This window comes from Pseudoflavonifractor sp. (assembly GCF_050943825.1).
GTDB lineage: Bacteria > Bacillota > Clostridia > Oscillospirales > Oscillospiraceae > Pseudoflavonifractor.
Genome location: NZ_JBMNPX010000002.1, coordinates 316,795 through 335,061 on the forward strand (window position 1 = coordinate 316,795; position 18,267 = coordinate 335,061).

The 18,267-nt window shown below is 56.6% G+C and carries 11 protein-coding genes and 1 pseudogene; 8 read left to right on the plus strand and 4 right to left on the minus strand.

The genetic code is table 11. The features are described 5' to 3' along the window. Window positions 1-123: 123 nt before the first annotated feature. From ACOX7T_RS03905 to ACOX7T_RS03915, 3 genes are all read right to left on the minus strand, one after another. Complete coding sequence (locus tag ACOX7T_RS03905; RefSeq protein WP_433440068.1) at window positions 124-2,082, minus strand: hypothetical protein; 1,959 nt, start codon at window positions 2,080-2,082, stop codon at window positions 124-126. Beyond that, window positions 2,072-3,781, minus strand: a complete 1,710-nt coding sequence (locus tag ACOX7T_RS03910) for a hypothetical protein (RefSeq protein ID WP_433440070.1) — start codon at window positions 3,779-3,781, stop codon at window positions 2,072-2,074. The genes ACOX7T_RS03905 and ACOX7T_RS03910 overlap by 11 nt, the downstream gene beginning before the upstream one ends. Before the next feature lie 723 nt (window positions 3,782-4,504). Next, the gene (locus ACOX7T_RS03915; RefSeq protein WP_006574213.1) at window positions 4,505-5,569 is read right to left on the minus strand and encodes a GntR family transcriptional regulator; all 1,065 of its coding nucleotides are present in this window, start codon (window positions 5,567-5,569) and stop codon (window positions 4,505-4,507) included. A 345-nt stretch (window positions 5,570-5,914) separates the two neighbouring features. Here ACOX7T_RS03915 and ACOX7T_RS03920 point away from each other — a divergent pair, with 345 nt between their 5' ends. The 8 genes and pseudogenes from ACOX7T_RS03920 (at window position 5,915) to ACOX7T_RS03955 (ending at window position 16,858) form a co-directional block, all read left to right on the plus strand. Continuing rightward, window positions 5,915-8,317, plus strand: a complete 2,403-nt coding sequence (locus ACOX7T_RS03920) for a glycoside hydrolase family 2 TIM barrel-domain containing protein (RefSeq protein ID WP_433440072.1) — start codon at window positions 5,915-5,917, stop codon at window positions 8,315-8,317. Next, window positions 8,314-8,991, plus strand: coding sequence for a GtrA family protein (locus tag ACOX7T_RS03925; protein WP_433440074.1), 678 nt, complete (start codon window positions 8,314-8,316; stop codon window positions 8,989-8,991). The genes ACOX7T_RS03920 and ACOX7T_RS03925 overlap by 4 nt, the downstream gene beginning before the upstream one ends. 33 nt (window positions 8,992-9,024) lie before the next feature. Beyond that, complete coding sequence (locus ACOX7T_RS03930; RefSeq protein ID WP_433440076.1) at window positions 9,025-10,623, plus strand: xylulokinase; 1,599 nt, start codon at window positions 9,025-9,027, stop codon at window positions 10,621-10,623. 15 nt (window positions 10,624-10,638) lie between these two features. After that, window positions 10,639-12,120 carry an L-arabinose isomerase gene (gene araA, locus ACOX7T_RS03935; protein ID WP_433440078.1) on the plus strand — a complete coding sequence of 494 codons (1,482 nt, stop codon included), beginning with the start codon at window positions 10,639-10,641 and terminating at the stop codon, window positions 12,118-12,120. Between the two features lie 5 nt (window positions 12,121-12,125). Beyond that, on the plus strand, window positions 12,126-12,821 hold the full coding sequence (locus tag ACOX7T_RS03940) for an L-ribulose-5-phosphate 4-epimerase (RefSeq protein WP_433440080.1): 696 nt from the start codon (window positions 12,126-12,128) through the stop codon (window positions 12,819-12,821). Window positions 12,822-12,893: 72 nt separating this feature from the next. Beyond that, window positions 12,894-13,130, plus strand: a pseudogene (tnpA, locus tag ACOX7T_RS03945) (IS200/IS605 family transposase); the annotation flags it as partial. Window positions 13,131-13,490: 360 nt separating this feature from the next. Further along, on the plus strand, window positions 13,491-15,809 hold the full coding sequence (locus ACOX7T_RS03950) for an alpha-L-rhamnosidase N-terminal domain-containing protein (RefSeq protein ID WP_433440082.1): 2,319 nt from the start codon (window positions 13,491-13,493) through the stop codon (window positions 15,807-15,809). 17 nt (window positions 15,810-15,826) lie between these two features. After that, on the plus strand, window positions 15,827-16,858 hold the full coding sequence (locus tag ACOX7T_RS03955) for an SGNH/GDSL hydrolase family protein (RefSeq protein WP_433440084.1): 1,032 nt from the start codon (window positions 15,827-15,829) through the stop codon (window positions 16,856-16,858). A 16-nt stretch (window positions 16,859-16,874) separates the two neighbouring features. Here the strand turns inward: ACOX7T_RS03955 and ACOX7T_RS03960 are convergent, their stop codons facing one another. Beyond that, window positions 16,875-18,266: an ATP-binding protein gene (locus tag ACOX7T_RS03960; RefSeq protein WP_433440086.1), complete on the minus strand. Its 1,392-nt coding sequence runs from the start codon at window positions 18,264-18,266 to the stop codon at window positions 16,875-16,877. Window position 18,267: the final 1 nt, after the last annotated feature.

Here is an 18,267-nt window from a genome sequence, read left to right on the forward strand (position 1 = left end):
CAACCGAGCAGGAAATCAGAGATGGTTTCCTGCTTTTATTTTTCCCAAAATCGGCCGCAGGAAGGAGAAATCTGTTATGTTCTGTCCCCGTTATGATATAAGAGTGGACCGTATTTCTTTGCTTCAGAACAAACAGAGCTGGGTATTCTCTTCTGACAGTTCCTCGTGTGGAAGTTCTGCTGAACCGGGGACAGGAGGTATGCTGGCTTCAGGCTCTGTACAGTTCCTGCACTGCTGCTTTTTCCGGCGCTTGCGGAGTGCCTTGCTGCCCACGGCAGACGGCACTTCCTGGCCTTCGCTGGAGTCAGGAGGGGAGGGTAGGGAAGACTCCTCGTTTTTTCGCCGTTTACGGTGCTTCGGCGACGGGGATACGTAAGTGCAAGCCAAACTCCCACTTACTCCGTGAGGGGCGGAGAGTTCCAGGATTCCCCCCGGTGGAATCTCTACCGTGGCGGTGAGCACCACTAGACGTGCGGTTGCAGCAGGCCGGCATATATAGCCAGAACCGCCACCACTATGGAGCTTGTGGACGCCGCTTTCCGGAATTTCTTCATTGGGACCGACCCGATGCAGAAGTTCTACCATAGCCCGCTGCCCATCCTCGCTGGAATAGCCAATATAGTGGTCGGCAGAAGTGTTGGCGGTCAGAGACGTTCCGTGGAGATATTCGCGGGTACCAAATTCCTTCTGCAAGCCGCACTCATAATCAATCAAATGAGCATAGGTGTTCCGAAACAGTCTCTTGGACACTGCTTCACGGCCTTCTTTGATTGCGGAATATTCTCCCACGGCGATCCCACTCTGATACAAAATTGTATTGCAATATTGTGTCAATTGCGTTGCCGTAGGACGAAGCTTTGCATTCTTTTGTACGACAACCGGCATATCGGCAAGTTGATTCGGCGTGTGCGTTGTGAGAAGGTGGTGATAGCGGCTCGTGAGGATACGGGCGCCTTGGATCAACAGAGGGCGAGTCCGGTCGTGGGTTGCGCCTGCAGCCGTATCGTTGCGATCCTGTACCCGCACATCATCCTGATCACTGGGGTTGAACATGATGTCGCCCCATGTTTTGGACCCAATTTTATCAAAGGAGAAGCCGCCAAACAAGGAGAGCGCTACGGCGCAGGGAAGCCCGCTATCCGTCACCTGTTCCATGCACCGTTTATATACTCTGTTGCAGTCTTCCAGGGACAGGGACTCTGGCGTGACCGAATTTTGAGCCAGCGTTTCTGCAGTACGCTTTTTCTTCCCGGTAGGCTTTGAAAATGGGTCCTCGCCAGTACAATAGCCATTGTTCCTGCAAAAGTCCCAAAAAGACCGGAGAAGCCCTTTGTGAAAATCACATGTGTTCTTTTTCTGAAACAGCTGCTCTATATGAGTTCTGCGGATATCTTTCATTGGAATGACGGGAAGCTCATAGCAAAGTGACTTGAGTGCACTCCGATATGACGCAAACGTTTCAGGTGACGGCTTCTCTTTATAGAGATACTGATGATCAAAAAACTGCGTGTGATAAAGATTGTACGTTTGCGCCGGAGTGATTGTATCCGGTGCAGTCATGTTTCCAAGCTTGCGGGCCAGCAGTCCTTCGTGTTCGGCGTAAGCTCGTTTCGCGGCTTTTTCAATGGCATCCTTGATAACCTCAAGATTGGATGTTGCTGTACGGATATTTTTACGCACCGTAACATCCACTTCTGCTTCGACCTCTTCGGCACTTAGTCCGCATCGCTTTGCTGAAAGCTGTTTGGATTTTTTAATACGCGCTCTTTTTGCAGAGCCTGTCAGTTTGAGCGTAAATCCGCTCTGCGGATCTATGATTGAGAGTTCTCCACGACACCCAAGGTCTGCGGTTGGCCACTGGCCCGCTACAAGTTCCTCGGATGTGATGGTTACCATGGTAGCCTGGATGTTACCGGGGAGCGGCGGAAGCCGCTGACAGATATAGAAATGAAAGCAGATGCCATTATACCAGAACCAGCCGCTATAATATAACCGCAGCAAACCGTCTTCTTTGCGCATTTCTGTGTTTACGGCGATGGTGGTTAAGGGATTATGCCAGCCGTCATTTATCTTATGATCCATCGTGATTATCTCCAGTCGTAAAAATTGTACGTTCCATACGCTTGTCCGGTGCATCTGCCACATCCTGCGCATGGATGGCGTGGACTACTGCACCAGAACAGCAGAGTGTGATTGCCTCTCCGGGTTCTTGTGCAGTAATTGCAATGCTGATCTGCACAGGCTGACTGCCTATATTGCGATAACAGTAAGTGGGGTATGGCGTTTGGATATCAATCGTCCCGCAAGGCAGCAGATAGGGCATATACTTGGGTGCTGCGCTGTACTCAGGCACATGCACATATCGCTCAATCGCATACGCAATTTCTGTCAGCCATCTGGTGTCGCGGTACTCCACGCACCCGCTCTTGCGGCCGTACCTTGCGTGTCCGAGCAAAATGTCGATGGTGTCCAGAGAAAGTCCGCAACGAAAAGCCCAGCGGGTGGCGCAATCCCGGCGCAAAATATATGCGGACAAATCTTCGCTGGCCAAGAGCCCATGTTCTCCGGCAGCCATAAGCGATGCGGCTGTATTGCTCAGGCAGCAATCGGAGACACCAAGTACCCGGAGCCGCTGCAAGATCCATGCGGACGCCCCCTTTGGATCCGTCACATGCTGGGGCCACTGAGAATCAAAGACTGCCAGATAGCGCAGTACGCTCTGAACCATCACGTGCCCCCAGTGGGACAGAACAGTCGTGCGGTAGGCGTTCTCGCTCTTTAAAATTTTGCATCGTTTGCCATCCCGTGCCTGACACTGAACAAGAACCAAAGAGGTGGTGTGATGGCCTGCACAGTCCAGGGGGCGCAGACTGTCACCCGTGACAGCGGCAGCCTCAGAGGTGCGCAGACCGGCATCATACATCATCAGCATCACCAGGACATAGCGGGGGTTTTCGTCGGGTATAACCTTCTCCAGCATCTGAATCTGATGCCTGAGTTCTTCTGGATTGGCGCAGTCAGGAGAGGTCAGCGCCAGCCTGGCATCGTACAGCCTGCAGCAGTCAGTCAGGTACTCGGCAAGAGCCTCCCTAATATTCTGCGGTAATGCCTTGGCTTGCTCTCTCAGAACCGACAATCCATGGCCGTCCGGAACATTCAGCCGAATCTTCAATTCCGGCCGTCCGGGATACGCAAGCCGCATTGCGTTTAGCACCGCATCGCACCACAACATATTTTTTCGTACGGTTTTATCTATGCTGGACCTATCCCTGGCGTTGGCATTGCTCTGTACATCGTCTCGTACACGGTCATGTATGGCAACAGCAAGATTTTGGGGATCACATCCATCAGCTAGGGCAGCACAGATGTGAGGTATAGTGCGCTTAAAGGCCAATTTGGCGGAATGATTTGTGCCTGGGCGCCAATCTGGATGAACCGGATACCCGGCTTCGTGGAATTGCTGATACAGGCTTAGAAGCGTATCTGCCGCAATATTCTCTGAAAGAGCGGGGGCCTGTTGTTGGGGATACGCCTGGATATATGCATCTAATGCCCGTGCAATGACAAATGCTGTGGCACGCTCTATGTCCTGACGCTCGGAAGCTGAATTCAGCTTTTGGACCCGCTGTTTGGCACCGGGCAATCCTTTGCCTCTGCAATCAGAGGCGATTGCGGCAATACGGCATGTGCTCCCGTCTGCAGAGCGAGTTGTTCTGACTGTGACATAAATATCAGTATATGGGGTCTCGACCACTTTTTTATCCATTCCTTTTTTGGACAAGGGGTACCTCCTGATTTTGACCCATGCCGTACCTATGCGAAAGGCGCGGCTGGTGTGACGAGTGCTGCGCCCCCTGCTGGCTGCAGGGTATCGAGCACCCAAGGCGGATGGGTGAGCGAGTAGGTCGAGAATCATAGTGCGTGATAGAGAATACAGGCTCTCTGCTGCCGCTGGCTGCGGTATAGAGAATGATAGAGCATAGGCCTAGGGTGCTTCCTGGCCTCTGAATGAAAAAAGAGTATTTTGATGGCAATGATGCCGTCAAAATACTCTAAAATTGAGCCGATTGCAGATCGACTTAACCTATGTGGTTTAGTGGTAAACCCTATGACTTCCGTGCAGCAAGCATGACAGTCATATGGATTCCATTAGAGAGACGCTCCCCAGGGTAAGGGAAAAGAGAGACGTGGTGGGTTACCCACCAGCTAGCGGGCGTTCACCTAAGAGAGACTTTTATGGAAACAGAGTAGCATATTTGCACAGATTTGTCAACGACTTGTCTCGGTAAAAGTTATGGATATGTTTTTAAATCTAAAAAACAAACGAAATATGATGTTTAATTATTCTAATATCGGAACGATGAAACAAGGCTTGTAGTAATTGCGAATAAGGCCAAAAGTGCTCCCATCCCAGAATATTATTTACAACCTGCTATCTGGTATGCTTGTAAGAGTGGGAGTCGCCCAGGTCCGCACCCTCGATGGGAAACTCGTACATAATTATTCAGCTGCTTTCTTTCTGGATCAGACGCCAAGTAATTGACTGGGACTCAACCTGCCGACCTGCCATCCGCTCCAACAGCAGCTCAGCAGCTATGCTGCCCAACCGGTGGGCTTCATGGGCTAGGGAGGTAATGCGCACTGGGCATAGGTCACTGTAATAGCTGTTGTCAAAACTGACTACTGCAGTATCTGCGGGGACCCTGTGGCCACTGCCCAGAAGCATACGGATAATCCGATCTGCGATCTCGTCGTTATAGCAGATGACCGCGGTACAGTCCTTAAGATAGAACTGGATAAAGTGGTTGAGCAAGTCGTTATGGCCGTAGTCTAGCAGGTAGTGGCGCTCCTCTGTGGTGTACCACAGGACCCGATCGTCCGGGATAGGCAGCCCGGCATCCCGCATGGCTGCCAAATAGCCTAAGTACCGCTGGTGTCCCTGAATGTCGTCACTCTTAAAGATGCCGGCAATTTTTGTGTGACCGCGGGTGATGAGGTGACGTGCCAGTTGATACCCACCGCCAAAGTTGTCGTCAGATACACACACAGACCCCGGTAGTGCTTTATAGCTTCCGTGGATGAAGACTACCGGGATGCCGGCCAGATCCATCTTTTCATATAGGTCCAAATTAGGGTTAGGAAGAGCGGTTTTAGAGCCCTCCACGATCAGCCCACCTACTGGTTGGTGGAGCAGTCCCTGAAGGATATCTCGTTCAAGCGACACTTTATTCTGAGTGGAAAAGAGGAGCGTGGAGTAGTTTTTTTGACTGATTACCGCTTGGATGTCCTGCAGGACGGTGGGAAATATATAGTCGTTGACGTAGGAGGTCACAATGGCAATTCTATCACTTCCTCTGATCTGTGCCTGTTTGAGTATCCAGGACCCAGAACCCTGCCGCTTCTCGATAATACCTAATTCCACCAGCTTATCCAGTGCCTGCCGTACCGTCTGACGACTGACCGAGTAGAGCTGTGTTAGCTCCTGCTCGGTGGGTAACTTATTCAAAAAAGTTCCGTTAGAGATTTTCTCCTGAAGTTGAGCTGCCAGCAGAAGGTATTTATAGGCCATAAGTTTCTCCTCAAATGTAATATTTCAGGGGTTGGCTATATAAAAGAATACAACTTCTTTATTATAGCACTCAAAATGAAATTATCAATTTGCATTTTATAGTTTAATTATTTCAATTTTTTGATATTTTTTTAAATATACTAGTTCTATTTTTTGCTTGTATGTAAAAAATAGAACTAATATATATTTGTATGTTTAAAAAATAAAAAAGTGCTATATTGGGATAAATTTGTGTTGTGCTACTTAATGTGCTTTGATAAAGTAATTTTAACAGGAGAACTTAAAAAATAAGGAAGAAATGGCTAGATAAGCAGTCTGGCCAGCTTTTCCAAAGAAGGTGAACAGATGCCCAAATTACCATTTAACTCCGACTGGTTTGTATCCCGCATGGGCGAGGAAGACAAGTCCATCGCTGTCACGCTCCCACACGACGCCATGCTCTCCGAGCCGCGGACGGCGCAGTCCGCCGGCGGGACCAACACTGGCTGGTTTGAGGGCTATGACTACGTCTACCAGAAGGCCTTCAACGTCCCGGCGGAGTGGGCGGACCGGGCCGTGTTCCTGGAGTTTGAGGGCGTGTACCGGGATGCGGAGGTCTTTGTCAACGACTGCAAGGCCGCCTTTCAGCCCGGAGGCTACACTGGCTTTTTCGTGGCTCTGGACGGCCTGCTTCGAACAGACAGTGAGAATCATATCCGGGTCATCTCCCGCAACGCCGACCAGCCCAACTCCCGCTGGTACTCCGGCGCGGGTATCTACCGCCCGGTGTGGCTCCACGTTCTGCCCAAAGAGCACATCGCGCTTAACGGCCTGAAGATTCAAACCCTGGACCACGTTCGCCCCTCCGTCCGCGTAGCTCTCTCCCTGACCTGCCCCGGCACGGCTCAGGTCTCTATTCTGGACGGAGACCGGGAGCTGACTCAGGCAGCATGCAAGTGCCAGCCCGGCGGTACAGTGGACATCCCTCTCCCTGACGCGGAGTTGTGGAGTCTGGACAACCCCAAGTGCTACACCTGCCGTGTAGTTTTCGGAGAGGATGTCCGGGAGGAGTCCTTTGGCATTCGCACCATCACCTGCGACAGCAAAAACGGCTTTTGCATCAACGGCGTGCGGGTCATCCTCCGTGGTGCCTGCATCCACCACGACAACGGTATTCTGGGGGCGATTACGCTTCCAGACGCCGAAATGAGGAAGGTGCGGCTGCTGAAGCAGGCGGGCTATAACGCCATCCGTTCCGCCCATAACCCATGCTCCAAGGCTTTGCTGGATGCCTGTGACACGCTGGGCATGCTGGTGTTGGACGAGTACACCGACATGTGGTATATCCACAAGACCCGGTACGACTATGCCCAGTACATGCCCGAGCGCTGGAGGGAGGACCTGTCCTCCCTGGTGGACAAGGACTTTAATCACCCCAGCGTGGTCATGTACTCCATCGGCAACGAGGTGTCCGAGACCGCCCAGAAGCGGGGCATTGAGCTGACCGGGCAGATGACCGAGTACCTGCACCAGTTGGACAACCGCCCTGTGACCTGCGGCATCAACATCTTCTTCAACTTCCTAAGCTCTATGGGCTTCGGAGTGTACAGCGACAAAAAGGCGGAGCAGGAGGCGGCCAAAGCGGAGCGGCGTAAAGGCATATCGGCCAAGAAGAAGGCGGTGGGCAGCGAGTTCTTTAACAATCTGGCTGGACTGCTGGGCGCGGACTTTATGAAATTCGGCGCCACCCTCCATGGCAGCGACGTGAAAACCAGAGACGCCTTTGCCAAACTGGACGTGGCCGGATACAACTACGGAGAAAAGCGCTATGTGCGGGACCTGAAGAAGTACCCCGACCGGGTCATCCTGGGCAGCGAGACCTTCTGCGCGGATGCGGCACGGTTCTGGGAGCTGGCCAAGAAGCACCCCGCCCTTATCGGCGACTTTGTCTGGACCGGCATGGACTATCTGGGCGAGGTGGGCCTGGGGGCCATGGAGTACCGGGACTACGCCCCTGACTTTGACCACGGGCCTGGCTGGATTACCGCCAGCGCGGGCGTGCTGGACCTGACCGGTGCCTCCACCGGCCAGACCGCCTATACTCAGGTGGCTTTTGAGCTGTGCCCCATCCGTATCGGCGTGGTCCCCGCCGATCACGCCTTTGAGCCCCACTCTCCCTCCGCCTGGCGGATGAGCAATACCTATGAGAGCTGGGCCTGGAACGGCTGCGAAGGAAAAGAAACCAGGGTAGAGGTGTACGCGCGAGGCGCTAAAGTTGCCCTTTTCCTTAACGGCAGGCCCATGGGGGAGAAAAAACCGGACCGGGACAGCAGGGCGGTCTTTCGGGTTACCTGGCAGCCGGGTGAGCTGACCGCCGTGGTCTACGGCGCCGACGGAGCTGAGCTGGGGCGCACCAGCCTGTCCAGCGCCGGAGAGGAGACCCGCCTTGCCGCAGAGCCGGAGGAGCCCCGGGTATCCGCTGAAGGACTGTGCTATGTCCGGCTGCGCTACACCGATGAAAACGGCCTGCTCAAGCCGCTGGCCCGTGGAGATATCCGGGTGGCGGTGGAGGGCGGAAGGCTACTGGCTCTGGGCAGCGCCTGCCCCTACAACGAGCGGGGCTACCTCACCGACACCACCGATACTTACTACGGCCAGGCGCTGGCCATTGTCAAACCCAAGGGCCCCGGGGAGCTTGTGCTCCGGGCCGAGAGTCCCTACGGCAGCGCCCAGGTCCATATTTCCTGCCGAGAGGAGGGCGCCAGGTGAGCGGAAGCGTAAAAAGGCTGGGCCAGTCCGGCCCCATCCGCAAGCTGGTGGAGCTGTGGCGGAGCCATCCCCAAATTGCCCAGTTTATTACTTATTTCCTGGTGGGCAACCTGGCCACTCTGGTGCAGGTGGTGCTCATTCCGGTGCTCCAGCCCGTCTTTGGAGCCACAGGGCTGGTGGACGTGAATCTGCACCTGTTCGGGCCCATCGGGGACCCGGCGGCTGTCACCACGGTGACGGTGGCGGGTGAGACAATCACCGGCCTGAACCCCTACTATGTATTCAACTTCACTGCCGGGCCGGTGAATACTCTGGTACACACAACACTTAACGGTATCACCGGCGACTATCTGGCACACGGCGGCCTGGCCTACTTCCTGGCCACCTTTATCCCTCTGATTCTCTCCCAGGTGGTGAGCTTCTTCATGAAGCGGAAGGTCACCTTCAAGTCCGACGGCAACGTGGCCTGGCAGGCTATGTGGTATTTCCTGGCCTTCTGCGTCATTACCGTGGGAGCAAATGCCCTGTACGGCGTATATCAGCCCTGGCTGTACAGCACCATCGGCGAGGGCCCCGGCGGTCTGGTGGCCGCCTTCCTCCAGTGCTGCATCGCCTTCTGGGTATTCTTCCCCATTATGAAAATCATTTTTCCCGAAAGCAAATCCCAGAGCTGACCGACAGTGGTCAGCACAAAGGAGCCATTTTCTATGGAACAGGAGACAACTGCTCAGGACGTACTCGACGGCAGAACGGCCCTCGGCATTGAATTGGGTTCCACCCGTATCAAAGCGATTCTCATCGGCCCGGACCACGCCCCGCTGGCGTCGGGCGCGTACAGCTGGGAGAGCCGGCTGGAGGATGGACTGTGGACCTACCATCTGGACGACGTATGGCGGGGCATCCAAACGGCCTACGCCGAGATGGCCGCCCAGGTCAAAGAACGGTACGGCGTCCCGCTGAGCCGCCCGGGGGCACTGGGTGTATCCGCCATGATGCACGGATACCTGCCCTTTAACAGAGAGGGCCGCCAGCTGGCAGCCTTCCGTACCTGGCGCAATACCAACACCGCCCAGGCGGCGGAGGAGCTGACCGACTGTCTGGGTTTCAACATTCCCCAGCGGTGGAGTGCCGCCCACCTGTACCAGGTGGTGCTCAACGGCGAGTCCCATGTGGGACAGCTGGACTTTCTCACCACCCTGGCGGGCTATGTCCACTGGCAGCTCACCGGAGAGAAGGTCCTGGGGGTGGGGGACGCCTCCGGCATGTTCCCCATCGACCCGGAAACAGGGGATTACCACCAGGACATGCTGGACCGGTTTGACGGCCTGCTCCGGGCCCACGGCCACAGCTTCACGCTGGGGAAGGTGCTGCCCAAGGTGCTCCCGGCAGGTGCTGCCGCAGGCAGCCTGACCACCGGCGGAGCCAGGCTGCTGGACCCCACCGGAGCGCTGGAGCCCGGCATCCCCTGCTGCCCTCCCGAAGGGGACGCGGGAACTGGTATGGTGGCCACCAACAGCGTGGCCCCCAGGACGGGCAATGTGTCCGCCGGAACCTCCGTATTTGCCATGGCGGTGCTGGAGCGGCCCCTGTCCAGGGTATACCCGGAAATTGATATGGTAGCCACTCCGGCGGGAGCCCCGGCAGCCATGGTCCACTGCAACACCTGCACTCCCGACCTGGACGCCTGGGTCCATGTGATGGGTGAGGCGGCGGCTGCCGCCGGTGCTGAGCTGGACACCACGGCGCTCTACACCATGCTCTATCGCAAGGCACTGGAGGGAGAACCGGACTGCGGCGGCCTGATTGCCTGCAATTACTATTCCGGCGAACCGGTGACCGGCTTGTCTGGCGGACGCCCCCTGCTGGTGCGCCGCCCGGACAGCCGCCTGACCCTGGCCAACCTGATGCGTGCTCACCTGTACGCCGCCATGGCCACCCTGAAGCTGGGCATGGACATTCTCACCGGCCCGGAGCAGGTGGCCCTGGATCGGCTGACAGGCCACGGCGGCCTCTTCAAGGTGGAGGGCGTGGCCCAGCGTCTGATGGCGTCCGCGCTGGACGTGCCGGTGGCGGTGATGGACACGGCAGGGGAGGGAGGACCCTGGGGCATGGCGCTGCTGGCCGCCTATGCGGTAAACAGAGCACCCGGTGAGTCCCTGACGGACTATCTGTCCCGGCGGGTGTTCTCCAATGTCCGCGAAAGCTGCCTGTCGCCCAACCCCAAGGATCGGGCAGGCTTCGCCGCCTTCCTGGACGGGTACTGTGCCGCACTGACGGTGGAACGGACCGCTGTAAACGCATTATAAAAGGAGTCAATTGCCATGAGCATGCATGATTATGAATTCTGGTTCGTGGTGGGAAGTCAGTTCCTCTACGGCGAGGAGGTGCTGGAGACAGTTGCCGCCCGGGCAGCCGAGATGGCCGCAGCCCTCAACGCCTCCGGCAGCCTGCCCTGCCCGCTGATCTATAAGGTCACAGCCAAGACCTGCGGCGAGATCACCGACCTGGTGCGGGAGGCCAACCACGATCCCCGCTGTGCCGGCATTGTGGCCTGGTGCCACACCTTCAGCCCCTCCAAAATGTGGATTAATGGGCTGGTGGATCTGCGCAAGCCCTACTGCCACCTGGCCACCCAGTACAACCGGGACATCCCCAACGAGCAGATCGACATGGACTTTATGAACCTGAACCAGGCCGCCCACGGGGACCGGGAGCACGGCTTTCTGGGTGCCCGGCTCCGCCTGCCCCGGAAGGTCATCGCCGGCTACTGGCAGGACGAGGCCGTCCAGCGCCGCCTGGGGGACTGGATGCGGGTTGCCGTGGGCGTGGCCTTCTCCCGCTCGCTGAAGGTGATGCGCTTCGGCGACAACATGCGTGAGGTAGCCGTCACCGAGGGCGACAAGGTGGAGGCCCAGATCAAGCTGGGCTGGCAGGTGAACACCTGGCCGGTTGGCCAGCTGGTGGAGGCCATGGAGGCCGTCACGGAAGAACAGATTGATGCTCTGGTAGAGGAGTACCGGCAGAATTATGACCTGAACCCCGATGACCTGGAGACAATCCGCTATCAGGCCCGTGAGGAGCTGGCCATGAAGGCTATGCTGGACGGTGAGGGCTGCATGGCCTTCGCCAACACCTTCCAGGACCTGTACGGCATGCGCCAGCTGCCCGGCCTGGCCACCCAGCACCTGATGGCACAGGGCTACGGGTACGGCGGCGAGGGAGACTGGAAGGTGGCGGCCATGACCGCTATTCTGAAGGCCATGAGCGAGGGACAGAACGGCGGCACCGCCTTTATGGAGGACTACACCTACCATCTGGAGCCGGGCAACCAGTACAGCCTGGGCGCCCATATGCTGGAGGTATGTCCCTCGGTGGCGGCGGAACGGCCCCGCATTGAGGTCCATCCCCTGGGCATCGGCGACCGGGAACCCCCTGCCCGGTTGGTATTTGAGGGCCACGAGGGAGAGGCCATTGTAGTCAGTCTGGTGGACATGGGTGGCCGTTTCCGGCTCATTTGCCAGGATATCCGCTGCGTCAAGCCCATCTTCCCCATGCCCAACCTGCCGGTGGCCCGGGTAATGTGGCAGCCTCTCCCTGACCTGACCACTGGCGTGGAGTGCTGGATCACCGCAGGCGGCGCCCACCATACGGTCCTCAGCTACGATGTGACGGCCGAACAGATGCGGGACTGGGCACGGATGATGGACATTGAGTTTGTCCACATCACCGAGGACACCACGCTGGAGAATCTGGAGCACGACCTCTTCCTCTCTGACCTGGCCTGGAAGCTGAGAGGGCGGTGAGCGGCATGCTGGAAGAACTGCGACAGGCCGTATGGGCGGCTAATCTGGAGCTGCCCCGCCGTGGCCTGGTGACCTACACCTGGGGCAACGTGTCCGGAATTGACCGGGACCGGGGCCTGGTGGTCATCAAGCCCTCGGGCGTGGATTATGACGCTCTGAAGCCGGAGGACCTGGTTGTGGTGGATTTGGACGGCAATCGGGTGGAGGGAGACCTGAACCCCTCCAGCGATACCGCCACCCACCTGATTCTCTACAAAGAATTCCCCACTTTAGGCGGCGTGGTCCACACCCACAGCCCCAACGCCGTGGCCTGGGCTCAGGCGGGGGAGGATATCCCCTGTTATGGCACCACCCACGCCGACTATTTTTATGGTTCCATCCCCTGCGCCCGATGCCTGAGCAAGACAGAGATAGACGGGGACTACGAGAGGAACACAGGCCGGGTGATTGTGGAGACCTTCCGGAAGCGGAACATCAATCCTGCCCACGTCCCCGGAGTCATATGCGCCGGACACGGCCCCTTTACCTGGGGAAACAGCCCGGCACAGGCGGTATATCATAGCGTGGTACTGGAGGAGGTAGCCCGCATGGCCATCCTTACCCGGCAGGTGTGCCCTTCTGCGCATGTGGCGCCTCAGGCCATGCTGGACAAGCATTTTCTCCGCAAACACGGTCCCAACGCCTACTATGGCCAGAGATAACGGCTATACATAAAAAATAAGGCCAGCGTCCGGTAAAGTGATCTGCCGGACGCTGGCTTTTTGTATAAAGAAAACCACGTTCATATTCTGGCAGAGATTCTGCCGAAGGTGTCTGTGTCTGGATTTATGAGATACCTGAAGGGGAAGAGCGGTGCGATGCTGTATGAACAATGTGGAGAACTGAAGTATAAATACCGGAGCAGAGAATTTTGGTGCCGGGGCTATTATGTGGATACGGCAGGGAAAAATGCGGAACGGATTGCAGAGTATATCAAGTATCAGTTAGCAGAAGACAGATTTTGGAAGTGAATTCCTGGTAATCCGTACAAGTGCGGTTTTGTACCATTACTGTATACGAGTTTTGAGTTGATTCAATTAACGGGCAAATGAAAAAATACAATTGGAATATAATTACATTCTGCTTGTAAACTGCACAAGAGATGGACTTGTGGGTTATCTGCAGGTTATGCGGTTTGGAGGCAAGCTTGTGCGAATGTGGTTCCCAGATTTTTGTGAATTCTTATAATTATAAGGGATGAAGTGAGCGCTATTTTTATACAAGGGGATGGTAGAATGAATATCAAACTGCTCACTAGGACATGCAGCCTGCTGCTGTGCGGGGTACTTCTGCTCCCACTGCTGGCGAGTTGCACCGGAGGGAGAGCCGATGTGACGTCTGCAGCGAGCCCTGATGCGGCAAATGAGGTCGCTCCCGACCAGGGAACGCCGGACCGCTCTGACCTGATGTATCTGGACGCCATTGATGAGTATAAGAAGACGGACTGGACAGCGCAGTGGATCTGGACTGAGGGCTGTTCAGAGGACAGCTATGTGGCCTTCCGAAAGACCTTTTCTCTGGAAAAAGCTGTGGAGTCTGCCACTGCCTATATTTCCGCAGTGGACAAGTATGTGCTCTGGGTCAACGGGGAGATGGTGGTTTTGGATGGGTCCGTGAAGCGGGGACCCACTCCTTATGACAGCTATTATGACACGGTGGAGATTCCCAATCTCCGGCAAGGGGAGAATGTCATCGCCCTGCTAGTAGCCTTTAACGGCCGCTCCGGAGACGGCTCCATCGTGCCTATCATCACTGACGAGGAAGGGGACGAATACCCTCAGGCGGGACTAATCTTTGAGATGGAGGTGGACGGGACGGTCATCGCAACCGACCAGACCTGGAAAGCAGCCAGGCATACTGCTTACAAAAACAGGGTTACCGCCGGCGCGGACTATCCCAACTATACTCAGTCCTCCATGCTGGCGGAACGGAACGTCTATTTTGATGCCCGGGAGGATTTGGGGGAGTTCTACGCGCCGGACTACGACGACAGTACCTGGGAGAACGCATCTCTCATCTCAAAAGCCGGGGATCTGCCCTTCGGCGGCCTGTACTCCGCTATGATCGCACCTCCCGCCTTCGGTGAGATAGAGGACTTTGCCAACGCCGCCGATTATGTGGGCAAGACCCTGGACGAGGACACGATCCTGGTGCTGGACCTGCCGGGAAACATCCAGTTCACCGCCTGCTTTGCCCTGGAGGCCCCGGCGGGGAAAAAGGTGACGTTTTACACTGACACCTATACAGACCGGCAGGGACTTGCGAACTTTAAGGATACCTATATCACGGCTGAGGGGGAGCGGTACTATGAAAACTACCCCTGGCGCAGCGGCAGCAAGCTCATCATCGAGGCAGAGGCAGGTGTGACCTTCACCCGCCTGGGCTACCGGAGGAGTGGGTTCAACGGCACGTGGGCCGGCTCTTTCTCCTCTTCCAACGACGACCTGGACCAGCTGTGGCAGGAGGCTCTCAACACCATCACCATCTGCATGCGGGATACCTACATGGACTGCCCGGAACGGGAGCGGGGCCCCTACATGGGAGACGCGTCCAATGAGATCGACGCCGCCCTTTACAGCTATGATCAGGCGGGTCTGGACCTGACCAAAAAGGCGATCCTGGCCTGCGTGGCGTGGACCACGCAAAGCGGGGCCATCCCCAGCCGTGCGCCCAGCGTCAAACCCCAGGAGATTCCTAACCAGAGTCTGATCTTTATGACCAGCGCCTACCACTACTGGCTCCACTCCGGAGACACGGAAACCATGACCGCTTACTGCAAGGCGTTTTTGAACTACCTTCAGCTCTTTGAGATGAAGGACGGCCTGCCAGTCTACCGGGACGGATCCTGGACGTGGGACGACTGGGGCGAGTGCATCGACCGGGAGCTGCTCCAGGCCGGAGTTTACTACTACGCCATGAATGTCACCCGCCAGCTGGCGGAGGAACTGGGCATCACGGAGGGCGTGGAGTTCCTGACAGAGCGGATGGATGCCATGAAGGCGGCCTATCACGATGCCTATTATACGCAAGCGGGTTTCCGGAGCCCAGAGAGCAGTTATATCGACGAGCGGGCCAACGCCATGCTGGCGCTGTCAGGCTTGGCGGAGGAGCGCGATTACGAGCTCATAACCCAGGTTATCATGAGCACCTATGAGGCCAGCCCGTTCATGGAGAAGTATGTGCTTGAGGCACTGTGCATTATGGGCAGGACCGACCTGGCGCTTCAGCGGATGCTGGAACGGTACGACCCCATGCTCCACGACGAATATGAAACCCTGTGGGAGCAGTTCAACGATGATACGGGCACGGTCAACCACGGCTGGACCGCCGCGCCGCTGTACATCCTGTCCAAGTATGTGGCGGGTATCCGGGCCACGGAGGCTGGCTTTGAATGCTATGAAATTGCCCCCTCTGATGAATTGGATCACTTTTCCTGTTCCGTCTGGACGCCCAAGGGAGAGCTGAAAGCTAGCCTGGAGACCGTGGATGGAGCTCATGTACTCACTGTGACGGCCATTGATGCCAAGGGTACTGTGGTTATCCCGGAGCAGATGGGCAGCAGCATTACGGTGACCGGGGGAGACGCCGCTGTGGATGGGAACCGGGTGACCTTCTCCCAGACGGGACAGTACGTCATCACGGTCCAGTGAGAGGAGAGAAGAACCTTATGAAGAAATGGATGTTGCCGCTGCTGGTGGGCCTGATGCTGTCGCTCACCGCCTGCGGAGAAAACCAGGACGCCCGGCTCCCCGCCGCCGGCGATGCACAGTCCGCCGGCGGGGAGAAGGAGGTCTGGCAGCTGAGCATCGTCCAGCCACCGGAGAAGCTGGACTACGAAGAGGGAGAGACGTTTGACCCCACGGGGGTTGTCATTCAGGCACAGTTGCGCGATGGCAGTGTGCTGGGGGACGTTCCCTATGAGGGTGTCATTGTGGACGCACCTCTGACCCGCACCAGTCTGTACGCCAAATTCGTGTACGGCGGAAAGACAGCAGAGCAGAAGATCAACGTCACCCTTATCGGCAATCGGGATGAATATTCTGTCGCCAACACAGAAGAGCTGGCAGACAGCGCCCTGCGGGGAAAGACGATCTACTGGCTGGGATCCTCGGTCACGGTCGGGGCCAGCGCGGGAGGGGAATCCATGGCCGACTTCATAGCGAAGAAGCACGGCGCGGTGTGCATCAAGGAGGCGGTGTCCGGGACGACCCTGGCCGATGTGAACGAGGAGAGCTATGTGGAGCGGCTGGACGCTTATCTGGCCTCTCCGGACCGAGCGGATCAGGTCGATGCCTTTGTCTGCCAGCTGTCCACCAATGACAAGGGCTTTCCGGACCGCTTCGGGACGGTGACCGGGGACGATGTGCGCGACGCCTCCGCATTTGACCGGACGACCACGTTTGGAGCCATGGAGTACATCATCGCCACAGCCCGGGAAACCTGGGATTGTCCCATTTATTTCTACACGAATCCTCCCATGGGGGATGAGAACTACGGGACCATGGTAGACGCCCTGGAACAGATTGCCGCCAAGTGGGACGTGGGGATCATCGACCTATATCGGGATGAGGCGTTTAACGACCTGGCCGACGAGGAGTGGGACCTCTATATGTCCGACAGCATCCATCCGACAAAGGCGGGCTACCGGGAGTGGTGGCTGCCCAAATTTGAGGAGGCCCTGCTGGAAGCCGCAGGGTAAAAAGAGAGCCGCCCGGCTATGGCCGGGCGGCTCTTTCTGACCTGCAGGAGGTGCGGCTGTTAAAGGGAAAACGCACCTTGAGGAAAAACATGTTATCCAGAATGTGAATATCCAGAGCGCCCCCATACTGTTCAGCGATATACTGGATGCTTTTGGTGCCAAACCCATGGTGGGAGCGGTCCTCCTTGACCGTTACGGGCAAGCCGCCGGCGAGCTGCAGCTCGCCGCTGAAATAGTTTGATTCCTCAATTTCCAGCCCCTGGGAAGTCTCTCGACAGATGAGAGAAATAATCTTGTCCTCAGGAGAGGAGAGCTGCTTGACGGCCTCAATGGCATTGTCAATGATGTTTCCGAAGAGCGTATAGGTCTGGACGGGGGTGAGAAAGGTCAGCTTTGTGCCGTCGGCCAGGCAGGAAAAGGTGATGCCGTTTTTTTGACAGGTCATGGCCTTCTCACACAGGACCACGTCCAGAACCTCATTGCCGGTCTTGATATTGGCGTCGTAGAACTGGATAGCCTCCCGCAGAGAGCTGATCTCCTCTGAGGTGAGCTTGCCCTCGATTTTGTCCAGAATGTGCTTGAGGTCGTGGCACTTCATATTGATGACGTCCATATTGTCCCGAATGGACTCAAACTGGATCTTGTCCTGCCTCCACAGGTGGTGCAGCACCTCCAGCTGCTGGTCCTTTTCGCTCAGAGAGAGCAGGCCGGAGCAGATGAAGAGAACAGCTAGGCCAAACGCGACGCAGAACACCTTGACCACGATGTTGAGCACCCAGCTCTCCTGCTCATAGACCCGGGAGACGCAGATGAGGACATTGATCGTGAGCACGGTAAAGACCGATATCCCGCCCACGCCCCAGGAGACATACCGGCCGTGGGAGAGGTGGTTCTTAGGCCGGAAGAGAAAGGAGAGCAAAAGATACATCCCCAGATGGAATACGAAGAACAAAAGCCAATCCCAGTTCGTCATCCCTCCTGAGCCGGTATGAAAAAAAGAGATGGTCTCCTTGTCGTTGATGCCGAGCAGGTTTTGGATGAGGGGGTAGAGCTTGCCGGTCAGCTGGTAGGTCGCCATGCCGCAGCAGAAGGTCAGCAGCAGGTCGGAGAGTGCATCCTTCCAGCAGAAGAGCAGAGCACCGAAATTGAGCAGCGTGACGGCGAGGTAGCACAGCACCCGGACCAAAAGGGTCTCCACCTCAGTGTAGAGAATGGACAGCAGGTAGCACAGCGCCATCCCCTCCAGCAGGGCAATGAGGACGCGGGGGAGAAAAAACTCACGCCGGGGCAGACCAGGGGTGAAAAAGACGATACAGACGGCGCACTGCAAAAAGGTGAAGAGGAGACTGAAGAACTGAAAAGTATATGTGCCAAGCGCAGTAGAGAGGACGGACAAGATAACAGTCATG